This is a genomic window from Candidatus Rickettsiella isopodorum (assembly GCF_001881495.1).
Taxonomy (GTDB): Bacteria; Pseudomonadota; Gammaproteobacteria; order Diplorickettsiales; family Diplorickettsiaceae; genus Aquirickettsiella; species Aquirickettsiella isopodorum.
In genome coordinates this window covers 243,111-259,960 of sequence record NZ_LUKY01000033.1, presented here as the reverse complement: position 1 = coordinate 259,960, position 16,850 = coordinate 243,111, and the positions used below count along the sequence as shown (strand labels likewise).

Genomic DNA, 16,850 nt, shown 5'->3' with positions numbered 1-16,850 from the left:
TTTTGTTAATAGATAGAAATTGATTAAGGTGTTGCATATGGTCGATTAATGAGTCAACTAAAGGAGAATCATAAAGATGCTTATTTTGACACGGCGTATTGCAGAAACACTTATTATTGGTGACGATGTTACAGTGACTGTACTGGGCATTAAAGGACATCAAGTAAGATTAGGTATTAACGCACCTAAAGAAGTTTCTGTTCATCGAGAAGAAATTTATCAGCGAATTCAACAAGAAAAACAAAAACAGGAAGGACGCTCTGACGATGAAGAGTCAGAAGACAGTGAAGATTAATCAACTATTTTATAAAGCTTAAGGTAGTGCTATACTCGCCAACCTCAGCGTCGGAGAGGTGGCCGAGAGGCTGAAGGCGCTCCCCTGCTAAGGGAGTATGGCGTAAAAACCATCGAGGGTTCGAATCCCTCTCTCTCCGCCATGTCCTTTTTAAAATGATAAACATTTTTATGAAGGCTAGCTGGATGAAACATAAACTGATAGAATGCCCGACTCTTTCGAAATTGCGCCCGTAGCTCAGCTGGATAGAGTACCAGGCTACGAACTTGGTGGTCGGGAGTTCGAATCTCTCCGGGCGCACCAGTAGCATTATTTTTTCAATAAATTATCTAATTGTGCATTGCCATGTAGCAATTTTGTACCAGACACATGTTCAGCAGCTTCTTGAAGTTGTTGATTACTGAGATATGCGTAACGTTGTACTGTTTCGTAGAAAAACTCACCTATTTATAATCTATTCAAACTAATCGATATTTAATTATCTTGACTAGGTAAATTTATATTTTTTTATAAATTAAATAATTTTTTTCATATAAAAATCTATGTATTTTTTTTCTTTATCTCTATTTTCTGGATAAATTTCTAGCTCAGCAAATACTGTATATCCAAAGTGTTCATAAAATTCTCGTGACTTCTGAAAACTACCTGTATTTAATTTAAAATTTTTAATATTAAATTTATTAACAGCTATATTTTCAAGTTTACTTAAAAGGAGGGCCCCATTACCCATTTTTCTGAATTTAGGTTCAATCCATAATAAATTAATATGCAACCAACCTAATTTAATTAGTGCATATCCACCTCCTATAAATATATCACCATCATGTAAGCTAATTAAAAGGTCCTGTGTCCTATAAGATCCAATTAATTGAAAATTATAACCTCTAAGAAGAGTTGCAATTTGCTCAATGTCATTTTTAGTAGGCGTTAAATTCTTTTTAATCGATATAGACATTCTAAATTTTTACAAGCTCAGCGTCAGTTAGTATTTAGTTAGGACAGTTATAGATGAGGGTTCAACTGATGCAGTTTTTAGTTTGGAAGAATCCTGAGAAGTTAAATAATTTGTAACTGGGCTATTAAAAAAAGGCAAAGCTTTAGCTGATGCATTAAGTAATGTATTTTTTTTAAGTCTAATTTTATCTAAAACAGTTGCGAGCATTACTTTACTTATGCCCTCATTTGAAAAGTGCCAAACTAGTTTCTCTTTTATTACTTGTTCATCCCAATAATTGGATATCTCTGAATGCGGTTGTATGCAGCTAGGTTTTTTTCTTCTAGATTTTTCACCAGCACAGCATCAATAACTAGCTTAGCTGATTCAATATTGCATTCTCTAGATAAATCACGCCATAATTCTTCATTATCGTCAGATGCAAAAATCTTAGCCCCATTCTTTTTTAGCAAATCTACTATCTCAGTTTTGCCGTGAAATACTGCTAAAAGTAAGGGTAATACTTTAAAATTGTTAGGTTTATTAAGATCAGCCTTATTCTCACTCAGTAAATCCGCTATCTCAGTATAGCCTTTTTTACAAACTAAATGCAGTGGGGTCGCTCCATTACGGTCAGTTGCATTAACGTCAGCACCATGCTCTATAAGTATTTTCGCTATTTCAATCTGTCCTTTCCTACAAGCTTGATGTAATGGTGTGTATCCATATCCACAGTGATCAACGACATTAATGTTAGCATTATTTTTTATTAGTAATTTTACTATTTCAACATGTCCCTTAGCAGATGCGAAATTCAGTGGTGGATGGTAGTTGCAATCTTCAATAACCGCATCAACATCAGCTCCCTCTTCAATTAGGAAATTAACAAGATAAAAATCCCCATTTTTAATAGCAGTATAAAGTTTTAATGGCATATTAATACACCTTATTTGTAGTAAAAAATAGTTTAGATTAAAATATTAAATAAAAACTACCCGATAGTCTATCTTGCCTTTTTTGATAAAGAAATTATACATTGCCTACATTAGAATTTTTCTGACACTCTTCAGCCCTTTCTTTTGAGTAGCCTCGATAGATGGGAAAGTTTTGTGCTTATCAGGTTATTTTAATGTTGAAATTAGTTTTCTGTAGGCTATTAAATTTACAAAGAATCCAATTGTGGGGAGTATAATTCACCTTTTGCGCAGTTGAAGTCATATAAAATAGATTCCAATCTCTGTACAGCAGAGCAGGAATCGTCTACTGAAAATAACGTAATACATTTCTCATCAAGGCAAATATTAAAGTTAAGTGCTACATCGCGACAAACGGTTTTTGAAGAAGCTAAAATGTGATTTGCTTGTTGCAGTGCCTGTGCTCCTGCATAAGTTATTTGAGCGGCATACTTTGGATAGTCTAAGATTCTTTCTTGCCATGCTGCGGTATCTTGCAAGCAAAGATACAGAACAACAGGATACTGATGGGATGCTATTACTGCCGCAAGACTAAGGTTCCAATTACTTCCGATTACATAATCAATTTGGCGACGTTCATTGATGCGATCTAATTCAGCTAATACTCGTCCCGCTGTATGACGAAATGCATCAGGTAGACCAGAAGGCATACCTTTAGGGAAGGTCGCTGCCATAGAAGTATCATTGGGTAATCGGTGAATCCAGAGACTCGTTTCAAAATTTACTGTATGTTGATTTGTTTCAGTTTGTGTAAGCACTGTAACTTCATGCCCAGCAGCAGCTAAGTCTTGTGCAAGATGATAAATAGATAGTTCAACATTATCATCTGTATTGGGTGGGTATTCTTCTAAAATAAATGCAAGCCGTAAACATTGTGGGGCAGCGAGCAAACGAGGAAAGTCTTGCCACTGCGCCTGTTGAGTTAGATCATTTTTCATCAATTGACGACATGGAAAAGCCAATGCGTCAGTAATCCCTTGCCGAGAAAACTGATCAATCTCTGTCATTAACCGATCAAAATCGGTATGGTTAATTCTATTGGTAGCTAATCGATAACGCGTATTCTGCCGAAGATCTGCTTTTCGTTCTTCAATCTGTTCCAAACAACGTCGGAAAGACGTAGCGGGGGCCGCATTTTTGATACAAAAATAAGCAATACTTGTCATAATTTGTGACCAGGAACAAAAATTGTCTGGCTGAGATCGATTTGGGCTTGATGCAAGACAATGATGTACTTCAGCCGTAGGAACCGTTCGAACTTCATAACCTGCATCTAGTAGACGAAGCACCACATCTGCATCATCAACACAATAGGCATATTCTTCATCAAACCCACCTATGTCTAGCAACACGGAACGACGAAAAGAAGAATTTACTCCTATAACTCCAGGAAATTTTTCAGCATGGGGGTTATAGGGTTGGGTTTGAAGTGTGTCTGAAATATCACTCTCACATATCGAATTTCGATTATATACCGTGTAATGGGTTTGAAAGCCTACGCCAGTACGGTCTCGTGTCCAACCTCCCACTGCAGCCACTTTGCTGTTGTCCTGGTAAGCTGAGACTAACTCATCTATCCAGTCTGCTTCCGGTACGGCATCATCATCAATAAAACAAACAACATCACCCGAAGCCTTCATAATCCCGATATTGCGTGATTTTGATAAATTAGCTACGTTACAGGTATAAATCTTTATTTTATTTGCCCAAACTGTTTGCAAATAATCACGTGTACCGTCGGTACTAGGCCCATCCACTACAATCACTTCAAGATGAGGGTAGCGCAAATAACTCAATGAATTTAACGTATTGGGTAGCGTATGTAATCGATTATAGGTATTAATAACGAGAGATACTTTGATAGCTAGATTAGGTGTAGGGTTAGAGTGATGTAATATGGGTGTACTTTCTGATAGAACTGCACTGTTAACAACTTCGATTTGTTCTTTTAAATGCTTATTGTTGGCAACAAACTGTTGTAATTGATTTTGCAAGGAGTTCAGTGATGTTTCATGACGATGAAGTGCTTTCTCCAAGCCTCGAATAGCATGTCCATAGTTATCCAGTATGCCTTCCTGTTGCTCAGCAATTTCTTTGTAATATAAGCGACAGACAAACAAAATTAGCCGGCGAATATAAGTCATTTGGACAAATTTAGTTATAAACCTAACCAGTTGTTTTTTAATAAATTTCTTCATGTTTAATTTATCTCTTCAAAATGTAATAAAGAATAGCCATTGGGATTAGTTTTCTGGAAACGCCAACTATCATTGCATATTTGAGTCATGTTACGCTTCGCCTGCCAGCACAGAATTTGTTGAGCAAAACTTGAATCCGCCCAACATTCCGCAATATCACCTGGTCGTCTGTCTAAAATACAGTAAGCTATTGTACATTGACTCGCTTTTGTAAAAGCGTGTAATACCCCGAGTACAGACACGCCTTTTCCTGTGCTAAGATTTACTGTCACCAATCCCTGTTTACAATTAATATAGTTCAATGCAGCGATATGCCCTTCGGCTAGATCCATGACGTGAATATAATCACGTATTGCAGTACCATCTGTCGTTGGGTAATCGCCACCAAAAATGGTAAGCTCTTTACGTCGACCTATAGCGACTTGTGTTAAATAGGGCATAAGATTATATGGAAATATTTTAGGGTCTTCACCTATAAGTCCGCTTTCATGTGCACCTACAGGGTTGAAGTAACGTAAACAGGCAATATGCCAATCGGATTCTGCTTTATGTAAATCAGCTAATATATTTTCAATCATCAACTTGGATCGAGCATAAGGATTTTTAGGAGAGAGAGAGAAATCTTCCCGAATAGGTACATTTACAGGTTGACCATAAACAGCCGCTGATGAAGAAAAAACAAGTTTTTTCACATTAGCTTTACGCATAGCACTAATTAGCTTAAGTGTACCTTCTACATTATTATTATAATATTTCAAAGGATTTTTTATTGATTCACTGACCGCTTTCAAGCCTGCAAGATGTATGACTGCTGAAATGTTATTTTCAAAAAAAATATCATCAAGCAAGTTTGAATCAAGAATGTCACCTTCTATGAATTTTAATCGAAATTTGCAAATACATTCCAAGCGATCAACAACTTCAGAATAGCTATTGCTTAAATTATCAAGGATAACAATATCATACCCTGCATTTATAAGTGCTACACAAACGTGCGAACCAATAAATCCAGTTCCACCAGTAACTAAAATAATTTGCTGCATAGATAAGTTATTTCTATTTTAAGTAAAATATTGCTGAACAACGTTAATAAAATCATGTTAAGCATTAAAAATTTTATTTAAATCGAAGAAGTTACGGGATCCATTCGGATAAGTTCATAGCCTTTGATTTGCATGTTTGTTTTCTTTGTTACAAGAACTTGTATCTCTAATTCAGTTACAGATTTTTTAATTGTAAAGTCGTAGGATGTTAGTATCCCTTTTGTATTTTTTATTTTCTGAAAGGAAGATTGGGCTAAGATGACCCTGTTAGACTCTACATAATTTATATGAATCCATGCTCCCGATAGATTTTTTGCTGAACCATACAGCACAAAACGATAATGACCTTTTGTCATGGTGGTATAGGGACCTTGTAGCAAAATACCAGCCTGACCAGTTGTATATATTTGTTGATTTTTAATCAAACCTACTTCTGTCAATGCACTTCCTGGAAAACCTTGTTCTTTTAAAGCGACCGCTAAAGAAAAAGGATGTCGTTGAAGATAACGAAGTAATTTCTTTTTGTGCAAAAAGAAAATCGGTTTAAGTTTCACGACAGCGTAATATTTTCTCTTTTGCACATCGACCCAAGGTAGTTTCTCGAGGGATTCAATCACAGGTTCCACAGCGCCGCGAAAGACAAGGGAGGACCATTCCTCCGCACCCCAGAACATACTTGTATAAGGTAAAACAATGGCATCAGCTTGCCCTGTGGCTAATAACAACAAAATACGATACGTAGCAAACGGATCAACATAGTTTGAGCTGAAGTGTTGCATAAGGCTAGGCCAATACTGACGGGCCTCAGCTAGATTTTTATCACCACCAATATTGTAAGCACGTATTTTTAAGGCTGCAGAGAGATAGTTAAGTAAATAATCGTTTCGATAAGGTACAAAAGCCACTCTATCTCCTTTAGTCAGATCAAATGATAAAGGCCTTATCAATTCCTGATTGATTTGACAAAAACTTTTTTGATACTGCGAATAATGATGCCAGGTAGCACGTAGGTGCGGCAGGTTAGTTAGGATCAATGCGACCAGTATAATTACTATCCAACTGCTACGATAACGTAAGCTCTTTTGAGTTTGTGCCAAAAAAATTAACTGTAATATCCATAAACCCAATAAACTTAACGCCATCCAGCGATAAGGCTCACGCATTTCCTGAAATCCTGGAAGGTATTTGGAAAGTGAGGCATTTCCTGTTGGCATGAGGGCGTATTCATGAGGCATCTCCCTTGACATAGAATAAGGTTTTGTGGAATTGATTTTTATCGAAGGACCCATCGCCATCCACAATCCAAAAAAGCTCATCAATAATAGGCCCGTTGCCAAGACATTTTTTTTTCTAGTTTTCCACCAAGATAGTCCCCCTAACAGTATAAAAGGCAAACTAAATGTTGTTGTCCATAGTATTTCGCTACCAAAAAATTGATTACTCGATCGGTTAACACTGAGATGCAAGCTATCCCACAACCAGAAAACTCCTTGGGTTGGTCTCAGTAAAAAACTGAGATCAATTCCATAGGCTCGAAAATAATCAAATGATGAAAGAGGATAGCTAAATCTACCAATATACAAAATATACAACAAAACAGCTAAACCAAACGCAAGAAAATGAAGAGGAAATGCAAACTTTAAAAAATAAGCGCGTTTCTCTTTAACACGAAAAAAAAGATAAGTGGCTAATATCGAAGAGCCAACAGCAAACATCATAAAGCTGTAGCCATCCATGAATACCGCAATTAAACAAGTTAAACTATATCCAAGTGCGGTGTAAAAAAGACTTTGTAATAACTTAGTTTGTGGTAGGTAAAAAAGTCGGATCGACATCCAAAAATAAAAAGGTAATAACGCAATGCCGAGTGCCAACATCGAATAAGTGTTATGCAAATAAACAATAGGTAGGCTTAACCACAGAACGGTTGTCAACAACGAGCCCATTTCGGTTAGTCCTAAGCTTAGACCTAGGCGATAAGCCCCCCAAAAAGCAAGCGCCAGCCAAACGACAAACATCATGGAATAAGCATCCCCTGCCGGAAATCCCAACGCCATTAATAAAGCACAAGGGTATGCACCGGCTAAACCAAACGCTATTGCCGCCGGATGAGGAAAACCAAAGTTGTTAGCATAAATACTCAGTAAAGACTGATTCAAAAAGGATTGAGAAAAACCTATTGTCCAAACCGCGGTTGATAAGGTAGGCATCATGAGAAAAGGGATAGCCCCATAGAGTGAAAGTACTAGCGCAAAAAAAACTAACCCCCACAATCTGATTTTCCATTTGCGTCTTGATGCTGTGTTTTTCGTAGGAGTTGTTTGCATAGTTTAGTGTGAAGTTTGAGTTACAAAACTTTTTATTTACGCTGGCATAGCAACATAGTCCATGGAAAAGGTGTTTTTACCTCAAGGATATCAAAATATGTCGAGATCTGTGTCACAAAGCGCCGTTTACTCCAATGCTGAAGGTGTCCGGGTGTATTACCAAAAGCTGAGCAGTATTTGCCACGTAGCATATTCAATAATCGCCAGATAGGCTCACGCGGGACACTGAGAATTAAGTACTTCTTGACAATTTTTTGTAATACACGCAGACCTTTGTTGGGATCAGCAAGATGTTCAAGTACTTCGCAACAAACAATCAAATCGGCTGCATTATTTTCATCGCATTCATAGAGATCCTTGACAGTAAAAAGTTGATTGGGCAGATGACTATCACATGCATTCGCTTGCGCTATCTTAATGACTTGTGACGATACATCGCATCCGCGTGCAGCAAGTCCGAGCTTATTCCAATGTAAAACCCAATAACCTTCACCGCATCCTATTTCATAGATGCTACTTGGATTAACTTTATTGACCAGCAGTGACAGAGAGGATGCAAAACCCTGCATGAGTCTGCGTATAATATAATTTTTTGCATCATATTTATTAAATACATTTCCTGCCACCACGCCATTTTCGCTGAGCCCGCCGGCTATTTTAAATTTCATCTATGCAACCCCTATTTCTGTTAGTTAAACTATAAAAAACTATTTTGTCACACGCCAAATCGACTAATTAAACGTTATTTTTTCTTATTAAGTTGTATATCTTTCAGATTACATCGTACATCTTCTAATAGTTTTCTATTAGCACCAATGATGTCGGCTAAAAAAGCTGTTAAGCAAGCCTGAAAGCTCATCACACACAGTGCGGAAGCTAGGATCAGTGACTGAATATGTCCTTTACCTTCACCTGCAAAATAATAATATAAAAAGCGCAAGCCAATAAAAACACCTATGCTAGCTAACACTGCTGCAATAAAACCAAAGAATCGAAACGGACGGTAAACCACAAAAATACGTAATATCGTCATGATCGATCGTTTGATATAGGAGGGGATACTTTTTACCAAACGAGAAGGTCGTAAATCTCTATTGACACGGATGGGAACAGAGATAAGCATCATATTTTTTTGCTTAGCCTGAATAATAGTTTCTAAGGTATAGGTATACTCGCTGAATAGGATCAAGCGTTTCGCTGCTGAACGACTGATTGCACGAAAACCACTAGGGGCATCTGGAATATCCGTTCTGCTCACGACACGGACTACCCAGCTACCGAGTTTTTGCAGATTTTTCTTTATTTTTGAAAAATGCTCAATGTTGTTAATCGGGCGCGTGCCAATTACGATATCCGCTTTACCGTCAATAATAGCAGCAAGCAGTAACGGAATATCCTGAGCATTATATTGATTATCTGCATCGGTATTGACAATCACATCCGCATCTAAACTTAAACATGCATTGATCCCTGTCATAAAGGTATGTGCTAAACCCTTATTACAAGTATGCCGAATAACATGATTAACACCCAGTTTTTGTGCTACGTCTACGGTATTATCTGTACTACCATCATCGATAATGAGCCACTCGACTTGAGTGAATCCTGACACTTCACGGGGAAGTGCCGCGAGTGTAATAGGTAAAGTTGTTGCTTCGTTATAACAGGGAATTTGAATGATCAATTTCATAGCGAGCTTGATTAACCCTACCTTGCGTTAAAAGTTTTGTAATAATGTCGACAATACGTCCTGCCGCGTGACCATCACCATAAGGCGATCCAGTTTGGCACATACGCTGATAACTGTTTTTATCGGTTAAAAGCCGTTCTACATGATAAATAATCGTGTTCACATCATGCCCTACTAACAGAGCAGCACCGCAGGCCACGCTTTCTGTACGTTCTGTTTCATTTCTCAATATCAATACAGGTTTATTCAGCGCGGGTGCTTCTTCTTGTAAACCACCTGAATCGGTTAATACTAAATAGGCACTTAATATAAGACGGATTAATTGCTCATAGTTTAATGATTGACTGAGTATGATATTTGGAATAGGCGATAACTGTTTTTCTACGACAGTTTGCACGTTCCTATTCGGATGTATCAGGAAAAAGAATTTAATTGTTGGATTTTGTTCAGCTAATTTGCGTAATGCGGAAGTAATGCAGAACAACGGCTTTCCAAAATTTTCTCGGCGATGGCAGGTCACTAAAATTATTTTTTCGTCCGTTGGTTTCTGCACACCTATTTTTTTTCTATAGTGATATAAGGTATCAATAATCGTGTTACCTGTGATAAATACATTCGTGTGAATACCTTCTTTTGACAAATTATTAGCGGATTGTTGTGTCGGGCAAAAATGCAAATTGGCTAACATAGAAATAGTTCTACGATTCAACTCTTCTGGAAAGGGGCGATGAATTGTAGTCGTTCTGAGGCCTGCCTCAATATGTGCAAAAGGAATTTTTCGATAAAAAGCAGATAAACCGGCCATAAAAGTACTATGGGTATCACCTTGTGCAATCACTAAATCGCAGTGATTTTCAGAGAAAAAACGATCAAAATGGCTTAATAGTTTAGCACTTAATGAATTCAGGCTTTGATCAGGACGCATTACCGAAAAATTAATTGCTGAATTAATGTGAAATTCTTGTAGAATCGGTTCTAATAACTCTCTGTGTTGACCTGTAATAACGGTCTCTACAAAAAATCGTCCATCGGACTCCAACGCTTCGATCACCGGAATCATTTTCAATGCATCCGGTCTGGTACCAATGACACAAACAATCGTTCTTTTTTTCATTTTGCAGCTTCATAAACTGTTTTTAAGTGTGCCAATAAATCACCCGCTTGTTGCTCCCGGGTAAACTGGCTGGCGACGTTAAGAGCTTGCTTTTTTTTATGCGAAATAAGTGTATTCTGCATAAAAAGTTCTACGCATCGTTTTTCTAATGCGATCAAATCTCCTACGGAGACATACCACCCTGCTTGTGTTTCTGCTAAGAATTTTTTGGCCTCACCTTCGGGTGCATATAAAACAATAGGTATTCCCATGCCTAAAGCTTCCAAAATTTTAGAAGGTAACACGGTTGTATTAGTCTGTGTGTTGGCAAGCGGCACAATGGCTATGTCGATAACAGACCAGTAGTCAGGGATGCGATCTGCCGAAAAAGGACCATCAATATCCACATTATCCAAACCACGATCCTTTTTTTGTTGCGACAACTCAGCACGTTTTACTCCATCGCCTAAAATAAGAAAATGGAATGGGAAAGAGCTCGTGTTGCGTAGTGATTCCGCAAGTAACAGGATATCATGATGACTATGGGAAATGCCCAAACTACCAATATAACCTATAACAAATTTACCTGTTAAATTATAATGTGTGAGTATAATGGGATTTTTGGGTCGTGGATAAAATTGCTTGCTGACACCTGAAATAGATGTGAAAATTTTGTTATCCGTAATACCGGCTTGATGTAAATTTTTTCTAAACGACCTTGATAGAATTACTATCGAGGCTGCTTTATGATACATCCAATATTCAATCTTTTTAAGTACTCTATAAAGCCAATTTTTTTTCATAACATCGTTAGCTACAATAGAATCAGGCCACAAATCGCATAGAATCATGACGAAGGGTCTTTTTTTGATTAACGCCAAATAACACGCGGATAAGGCAGAAAAAAATTGCGGCGTGACGCCGATGACTATATCCACGTTTTTTTGGAATAAACCTGCGAAAAAAGAAACGAATCCAAACGAAAAAAAGTCCAAACTTCTTCTGACAAATCCAGTGTTAGGATGCATATAGGTTTTTAAGCGAATAATTTCTACCCCTTTAAGGGTTGTTTTTTGTCGCCACTGGTTTTTGTGAGTATTGAAGATTCTGCCTCTTGGAAAATTAGGGTGGCAGGTTAGCACGGTAACAGGATGAGTTTGCGCCCAATGTTCAAGGAGTTCGGATATGATTCGGGCATTTGCATTCATTTCTGGTGGATAATTATCACTCAATACTAAAATGTTCATAAATAGCTTCTATTAAACAGTTTGCACGTACTTGCCAAGTATTTTCTTTAGCTTCTTTTTTCATGATTTTAAAATAGGTGTCTTCTTTGGGCAGATTCAGTGAACGTCGTACTAATGCGAGAAACTCATCATGACTTTTTGCAATCTGTGCAGATTGGTATTGTCTGCATTCAGGTATATCGCTCGATACTATAGGCATTCCCACATTCATGTATTCATACAATTTAACCTGTGAAGAAGCTTGAGTTACTTTGTGCTGATCAACATGCGGTATGATACCGACATCAAAATAATGGGCATAATTTGCCAGATCCGTATATTTTTTTAAGCCCAGGTAGAATAAATTACTATGTTTTTCTAATAGGGAAGACAGTTGTTTATATTCAGAATAGTTTTCACGACAGGGTCCAATGAGCAGCAACTGACAGGTGGGAAAATCAAGACATAATTTATCGAGTAATGAAAAATCAAACCATTCCGCAAGTGCACCATAATAACCTATAGTTTTATTCGCGTAACGTGGAAAATCGATTGGCTTACATGCATTACCGCTAATCCAATCACTTGGTGTTGCCGCATTGGGAATATACTTGATTATTTTTTCAGAAAACTTATGACGATACTGTTGATAAAGTAACTGGCTGCTCGTTAAAATCATATCAGCAGCGACTAACATAGAGTCATGGTTTTTCAAATAATCAGAACAATTATGTATAGTCGGCGTATCGAGCACATCATAGATTAGCCACTGTGGTTTGTTGTTTTTTATATGCGCATAGTTTGATGCAAAATAAGTGTAGGCAATCATACCCGAAAAATCGACATGGGCTTCACGTCCACTGATAATAAGATTTTTATTAACCATATGCTGCTGATCACCAGGCTTATCTTCTAAGAAAAAACATTTTGCACCTAACAAGGACAACGCTTTAAAGAGTTGTTGCGGACGCTGCACCATCATATCAAATGTGATGCCTAGCGTATGCATATGAACTAATGAAAGTTCAGATATCCTGCGGGATATAGGGTTTAATTTTGTTTTACGCTCATTTAATAGTGGGCCAAGAACACGCAGCCATTTTTCTTTCCACAAAGAAATATCGAACGCCAAGGATTTTTCGTAGGCATTTTTTGCCATCTCATCGCGCAAGTCTTTATTAATAATGAACGCTTTAATTGCTTGATATAATTCTTCTTTGTTGCCCGGATAAACCATCAGACCATTAAAACGGTCGCTGATTAAATCAGTCAAGCCTCCCACATACGTGGCAATAATCGCTTTCTTTGAAGCCATGGCCTCAATTAAACTCATTGAGGTTCCTTCTGAATGCAGAGTGGGAATCAGCACGATATCAGCTTGGCGATATACAGCGCCCATCGCATCAGGTGAACAAACACGATGTTTCACTTTATCCCCATAGCGTTGTATCAACACTTTTATCGCTTTCATTTCTGTGTTTTCTGCTTTGCCGCAAAATAAAAAACTGATGTCATCGAATTCATGGAGTAGTTTTGGGATTAATGTCCGTACCAGCCAAAATCCTCTGGGTGTATAAAGCCTTCTTGGGTATAAAATAACGAGTCTTTCATTTTTACTTATGTATTTAGCGGGGAAAAACTTTTTACGATCAACATAGTTAGGAATAAAAACGACTTTATTTAAATTCTTGATTTGCTGGCTTCTAATAACATTCAGTGTGGCCGTATCAACAGTAACTAATCTATCTAAGGGGTTAATTGATTGGAGAATGTTCGTCGCTTGTTCATTTAGAGTAGGATGATCCCAAAAAATACCGTGGCTAATTCCTATAATTTTCTTTGCGTTTTCCTTCGTAACGAGATTAAAAGGTGAGCTAATAACAAGTGCTACGCCTTGCGTTAGCTGTGACACACACCATCTAAATAATATTGGTTTGGCAATACTCGGTAATCCAATAATAGTAAGTCCGTAATAATTTCTAATCCAAGGGCGATCCAGCGCATATTGTACACAATAAACAGTATAGCCTTGCTCAAGTAAGAGTTTAGCGAGATCCAACATATAGCGTTCAGCCCCACCATTATAGAATTCAGTTCCTAAATAATTCATGATGGTTGATTGCACTAGAAAAACAGAGTTGTCTCTATCAACAAAGGAGGCTATTTGGTTGATAAAATCGATTATATTCCGACTTGTAACATCTGCTGGTAATTGATCTGAGGTAAAGTATCTATTTCTCAGTTTTTTCACTATTGTTTTCAAACAACGTGGCAACTTTACATAGCACTTTAAATAAAAGTTTACATAACAACGATACGCAAAATGAGTGAAGTAATTTCTTAATGTATTCATTATTTTTACAAAACTAAAACCGAGTTTGTAGGATAGCATAACCAGCTATAAACCCATTAAATAAAAATTCGTCATATCTTTTCTTTCATGTGCAATTGTTTCGGATTATAGCGTCTACGCGCCGCACGGAGCAGCTTGTTCGCTGCCAGTGTCGCAAACAACGCATTTAACGTTATTCTAGCGTTTGTGCTTATTATTTAAAACAATAAAAAAACCGAAAAATGACTGTCTTGGGGAATTAAATGACTGCTCGAAAAATAGTCAGTTTAAAATTTCCGATCATTAAATAGCTGCTAGATATATAATATAAAAGGGTTTTTAACTTGAAATAAAGGAAGACTTAAATGGTAAGGCCTATTTGGAAAGGATATATTACGTTTGGTTTAGTCAACATACCGGTTATTTTATATCCAGCTGAAAAAAAATTTGATATACAATTTAAATTAATCGATAGCCGTGATAAAGCAAGAATTCGCTATATGCGTATCAATGAACATACCGGTGAAGAAGTGCCTTGGACGGATATTGCTAAGGGATACGAATATGATGATAATAATTACTGGGTGTTAAAACAGTCTGACATTAAAGCTATTTCAGGCGAACATTCGAAGACGATTGATATTGTTACGTTTGTTAATAAAAATAGCATTAGTACGATGGATTTTGAAAAACCTTATTATTTAGTGCCGGATAAGAAAGGTCAAAAGGCTTATGTTTTACTGCGTGAAATCTTAAAAGATACTAAAAAAGTCGGAATTTCTAAAGTTATTATTCATACCCGCGAGTACTTAGCAGCACTTATCCCTTATGAGAACGCGCTTGTACTGAATCTGCTTAGATATCACCAAGAACTTAGAAAAGTAGCGGATTTTGAATTTCCCTCGGCTAATGTAAAGGCCTACAAAATTTCAGCTAAAGAAATCGAGATTGCTAAACAATTGGTGAATGGTATGACCACCAAATGGAATCCGAAAGACTATCATGATGTATTTAGAGAAACTTTATCAAAATGGGTAGAAGCTAAGATTCATCATAAAAAAGTTTCTGCAAAGAGAATAAAAACCAAGCTTAAGAAAAGCAATGTCATTGATTTTGTGGATTTATTGAAAAAAAGCTTAGAAAAAAATAAGCAGAAAACATCTAAAAAACGTGGATAGATAGCTATGTCTTTAGAAAAATACCGCAAAAAAAGAGATTTTAAGCGTAGTTCTGAACCCTATGGCAGCATTAAAAAAAACAAACAATTAATTTATATTATTCAAAAACATGCCGCTAGTCATTTGCATTATGATCTACGTTTGGAATTAAATGGCGTTTTAAAAAGTTGGGCGATACCTAAAGGGCCTAGCTTAGATAATTCAATTAAGCGCTTAGCGGTACAGGTAGAAGATCATCCCATTGAATATGCAAAATTTGAAGGCATCATTCCCAAAGGTGAATATGGTGGGGGCACGGTGATGCTTTGGGATGTTGGTACTTGGGTATTCGAAACGGCAGATGCTAATTTTGCTTATAAAAAAGGACATTTAAGTTTTATTTTAAAAGGGAAAAAATTAAAAGGGGCTTGGCATTTAGTTCGAATTAAAAATAATCCAAAAAATTGGTTATTTATTAAGGTAAAAGATAAGTTTGCACGATCAGAAAAACAGTATGATATTACACAAGCGAAACCTAATAGTGTGATTAGCAGGCGATCTTTGGAGGGAATAGCAAAAAAATCCCATACAGATTTACCCGATAAACCTAAAACTATTACGCTAAGCAAAGCCAGAAAAAAACACATGTCTCATTCGATGCAGCCGGAATTAGCAACATTGGTCGAAAAACCACCTACCGGAGATGATTGGCTACATGAGGTAAAATTTGATGGTTATCGTCTACTTTGCTTTATTAAAGATAAAAAAATAAAGTTTCTGACTCGAAATCAAAAGGACTGGACAGAAAAATTTAAAGAATTACAGCTGGAAGTTCAAAAGCTAAATCTAAAATCAGCTATTCTAGATGGAGAAGTCATTGCGATAAATAATAAAAAACAATCTGATTTCCAATTGCTATCTAATTCAATTAATAAAAAAGAAAAATCAATATTAAGTTATATTGTCTTTGATTTGATTTATTATCAAGGTATGGATTTAAGTTTATGTGCTTTACAGGAGCGTAAGCAATTATTACAAAAATTAATTCCATTAAATAATAATAAGCTTATTTTTAGCGCGCATATTGATGGAAGAGAGGGCGATATTTTTTTTAAAAAAGCGTGTAAAAAAGGCTTAGAAGGAATAATCTCAAAAAAGAAACTAAGTCCTTATTTACCAGGAAGAAATCGAAATTGGCTTAAAAGTAAATGTAGCAAACGACAAGAATTTTTAGTGGTAGGATTTACACTAGGAAAGGGAAATCGACATTATTTTGCTTCATTATTATTAGCGGTGCATGGTAAAAGAAAGGAATTGCTTTATTGTGGCAAAGTTGGAACTGGCTTTAATGAAAATTCTTTAAAAAAGATTAGAAAACTACTTAATAAATATAAAACGGATAAAATACCTTTTAAGGATGTCCCTGCAGCAATAGGCGATGTGTCTTGGGTTATTCCAAAAATTATCGTTGAAGTAGAATTTACTGAGTGGACGCGAGCAGGTGTGCTACGCCATCCCAGCTTTAAAGGATTACGCAGCGATAAAAGGCCGAAAGAAATTATCAAGGAGTAGTTCTAAAGA

At 36.7% G+C, this 16,850-nt stretch carries 13 protein-coding genes and 2 tRNA genes; 5 read left to right on the top strand and 10 right to left on the bottom strand.

Going from position 1 to position 16,850, the window contains the following annotated elements:
- The first annotated feature begins 76 nt into the window (after positions 1 to 76).
- The 3 genes from csrA to A1D18_RS05085 all read left to right on the top strand — a co-directional run bounded on the left by csrA (position 77) and on the right by A1D18_RS05085 (position 598).
- Positions 77 to 295 carry a carbon storage regulator CsrA gene (csrA, locus tag A1D18_RS05095; protein WP_071662724.1) on the top strand — a complete coding sequence of 73 codons (219 nt, stop codon included), beginning with the start codon at positions 77 to 79 and terminating at the stop codon, positions 293 to 295.
- A 52-nt stretch (positions 296 to 347) separates the two neighbouring features.
- Positions 348 to 437 (top strand) — tRNA-Ser (locus A1D18_RS05090).
- A gap of 84 nt (positions 438 to 521) precedes the next feature.
- Positions 522 to 598: transfer RNA gene (locus tag A1D18_RS05085), tRNA-Arg, on the top strand.
- Positions 599 to 809: 211 nt separating this feature from the next.
- Here A1D18_RS05085 and A1D18_RS05080 read toward each other — a convergent pair.
- The 10 genes from A1D18_RS05080 to A1D18_RS05035 form a co-directional block, all read right to left on the bottom strand.
- Positions 810 to 1,250: a GNAT family N-acetyltransferase gene (locus A1D18_RS05080; RefSeq protein ID WP_071662723.1), complete on the bottom strand. Its 441-nt coding sequence runs from the start codon at positions 1,248 to 1,250 to the stop codon at positions 810 to 812.
- Between the two features lie 257 nt (positions 1,251 to 1,507).
- Positions 1,508 to 2,164: an ankyrin repeat domain-containing protein gene (locus tag A1D18_RS05075; RefSeq protein WP_071662722.1), complete on the bottom strand. Its 657-nt coding sequence runs from the start codon at positions 2,162 to 2,164 to the stop codon at positions 1,508 to 1,510.
- Positions 2,165 to 2,391: 227 nt separating this feature from the next.
- Complete coding sequence (locus A1D18_RS05070; protein WP_071662721.1) at positions 2,392 to 4,401, bottom strand: glycosyltransferase; 2,010 nt, start codon at positions 4,399 to 4,401, stop codon at positions 2,392 to 2,394.
- A 2-nt stretch (positions 4,402 to 4,403) separates the two neighbouring features.
- On the bottom strand, positions 4,404 to 5,444 hold the full coding sequence (gene galE / locus A1D18_RS05065) for a UDP-glucose 4-epimerase GalE (RefSeq protein ID WP_071662720.1): 1,041 nt from the start codon (positions 5,442 to 5,444) through the stop codon (positions 4,404 to 4,406).
- Positions 5,445 to 5,521: 77 nt separating this feature from the next.
- Complete coding sequence (locus tag A1D18_RS05060) at positions 5,522 to 7,717, bottom strand: hypothetical protein (protein WP_071662719.1); 2,196 nt, start codon at positions 7,715 to 7,717, stop codon at positions 5,522 to 5,524.
- Between the two features lie 86 nt (positions 7,718 to 7,803).
- Entirely contained in the window at positions 7,804 to 8,439 is a 636-nt protein-coding gene (locus A1D18_RS05055) for a class I SAM-dependent methyltransferase (RefSeq protein ID WP_071662718.1), read from the bottom strand.
- Positions 8,440 to 8,513: 74 nt separating this feature from the next.
- Entirely contained in the window at positions 8,514 to 9,461 is a 948-nt protein-coding gene (locus A1D18_RS05050) for a glycosyltransferase family 2 protein (RefSeq protein WP_071662717.1), read from the bottom strand.
- Entirely contained in the window at positions 9,430 to 10,575 is a 1,146-nt protein-coding gene (gene wecB, locus A1D18_RS05045) for a non-hydrolyzing UDP-N-acetylglucosamine 2-epimerase (RefSeq protein WP_071662716.1), read from the bottom strand. The genes A1D18_RS05050 and wecB overlap by 32 nt, the downstream gene beginning before the upstream one ends.
- Complete coding sequence (locus A1D18_RS05040; RefSeq protein ID WP_071662715.1) at positions 10,572 to 11,801, bottom strand: glycosyltransferase family 4 protein; 1,230 nt, start codon at positions 11,799 to 11,801, stop codon at positions 10,572 to 10,574. The genes wecB and A1D18_RS05040 overlap by 4 nt, the downstream gene beginning before the upstream one ends.
- Positions 11,779 to 13,890 carry a glycosyltransferase family 4 protein gene (locus A1D18_RS05035; protein ID WP_071662714.1) on the bottom strand — a complete coding sequence of 704 codons (2,112 nt, stop codon included), beginning with the start codon at positions 13,888 to 13,890 and terminating at the stop codon, positions 11,779 to 11,781. The genes A1D18_RS05040 and A1D18_RS05035 overlap by 23 nt, the downstream gene beginning before the upstream one ends.
- A 587-nt stretch (positions 13,891 to 14,477) precedes the next feature.
- Here A1D18_RS05035 and ku point away from each other — a divergent pair.
- Complete coding sequence (gene ku / locus A1D18_RS05030) at positions 14,478 to 15,290, top strand: non-homologous end joining protein Ku (protein ID WP_071662713.1); 813 nt, start codon at positions 14,478 to 14,480, stop codon at positions 15,288 to 15,290.
- Positions 15,291 to 15,296: 6 nt separating this feature from the next.
- On the top strand, positions 15,297 to 16,841 hold the full coding sequence (gene ligD / locus A1D18_RS06720) for a non-homologous end-joining DNA ligase (protein ID WP_084028749.1): 1,545 nt from the start codon (positions 15,297 to 15,299) through the stop codon (positions 16,839 to 16,841).
- The last annotated feature ends 9 nt before the right edge of the window (positions 16,842 to 16,850 follow it).

Bases quoted from the DNA above. Each gene is read 5' to 3' on its own strand.
- A1D18_RS05080 (WP_071662723.1), bottom strand. From the start codon at position 1,250: ATGTCTATATCGATTAAAAAGAATTTAACGCCTACTAAAAATGACATT.
- csrA (WP_071662724.1), top strand. From the start codon at position 77: ATGCTTATTTTGACACGGCGTATTGCAGAAACACTTATTATTGGTGAC.
- wecB (WP_071662716.1), bottom strand. From the start codon at position 10,575: ATGAAAAAAAGAACGATTGTTTGTGTCATTGGTACCAGACCGGATGCA.
- ku (WP_071662713.1), top strand. From the start codon at position 14,478: ATGGTAAGGCCTATTTGGAAAGGATATATTACGTTTGGTTTAGTCAAC.
- A1D18_RS05075 (WP_071662722.1), bottom strand. From the start codon at position 2,164: ATGCCATTAAAACTTTATACTGCTATTAAAAATGGGGATTTTTATCTT.
- A1D18_RS05040 (WP_071662715.1), bottom strand. From the start codon at position 11,801: ATGAACATTTTAGTATTGAGTGATAATTATCCACCAGAAATGAATGCA.
- A1D18_RS05050 (WP_071662717.1), bottom strand. From the start codon at position 9,461: ATGAAATTGATCATTCAAATTCCCTGTTATAACGAAGCAACAACTTTA.
- A1D18_RS05070 (WP_071662721.1), bottom strand. From the start codon at position 4,401: ATGAAGAAATTTATTAAAAAACAACTGGTTAGGTTTATAACTAAATTT.
- ligD (WP_084028749.1), top strand. From the start codon at position 15,297: ATGTCTTTAGAAAAATACCGCAAAAAAAGAGATTTTAAGCGTAGTTCT.
- A1D18_RS05035 (WP_071662714.1), bottom strand. From the start codon at position 13,890: ATGAATTATTTAGGAACTGAATTCTATAATGGTGGGGCTGAACGCTAT.
- A1D18_RS05055 (WP_071662718.1), bottom strand. From the start codon at position 8,439: ATGAAATTTAAAATAGCCGGCGGGCTCAGCGAAAATGGCGTGGTGGCA.
- galE (WP_071662720.1), bottom strand. From the start codon at position 5,444: ATGCAGCAAATTATTTTAGTTACTGGTGGAACTGGATTTATTGGTTCG.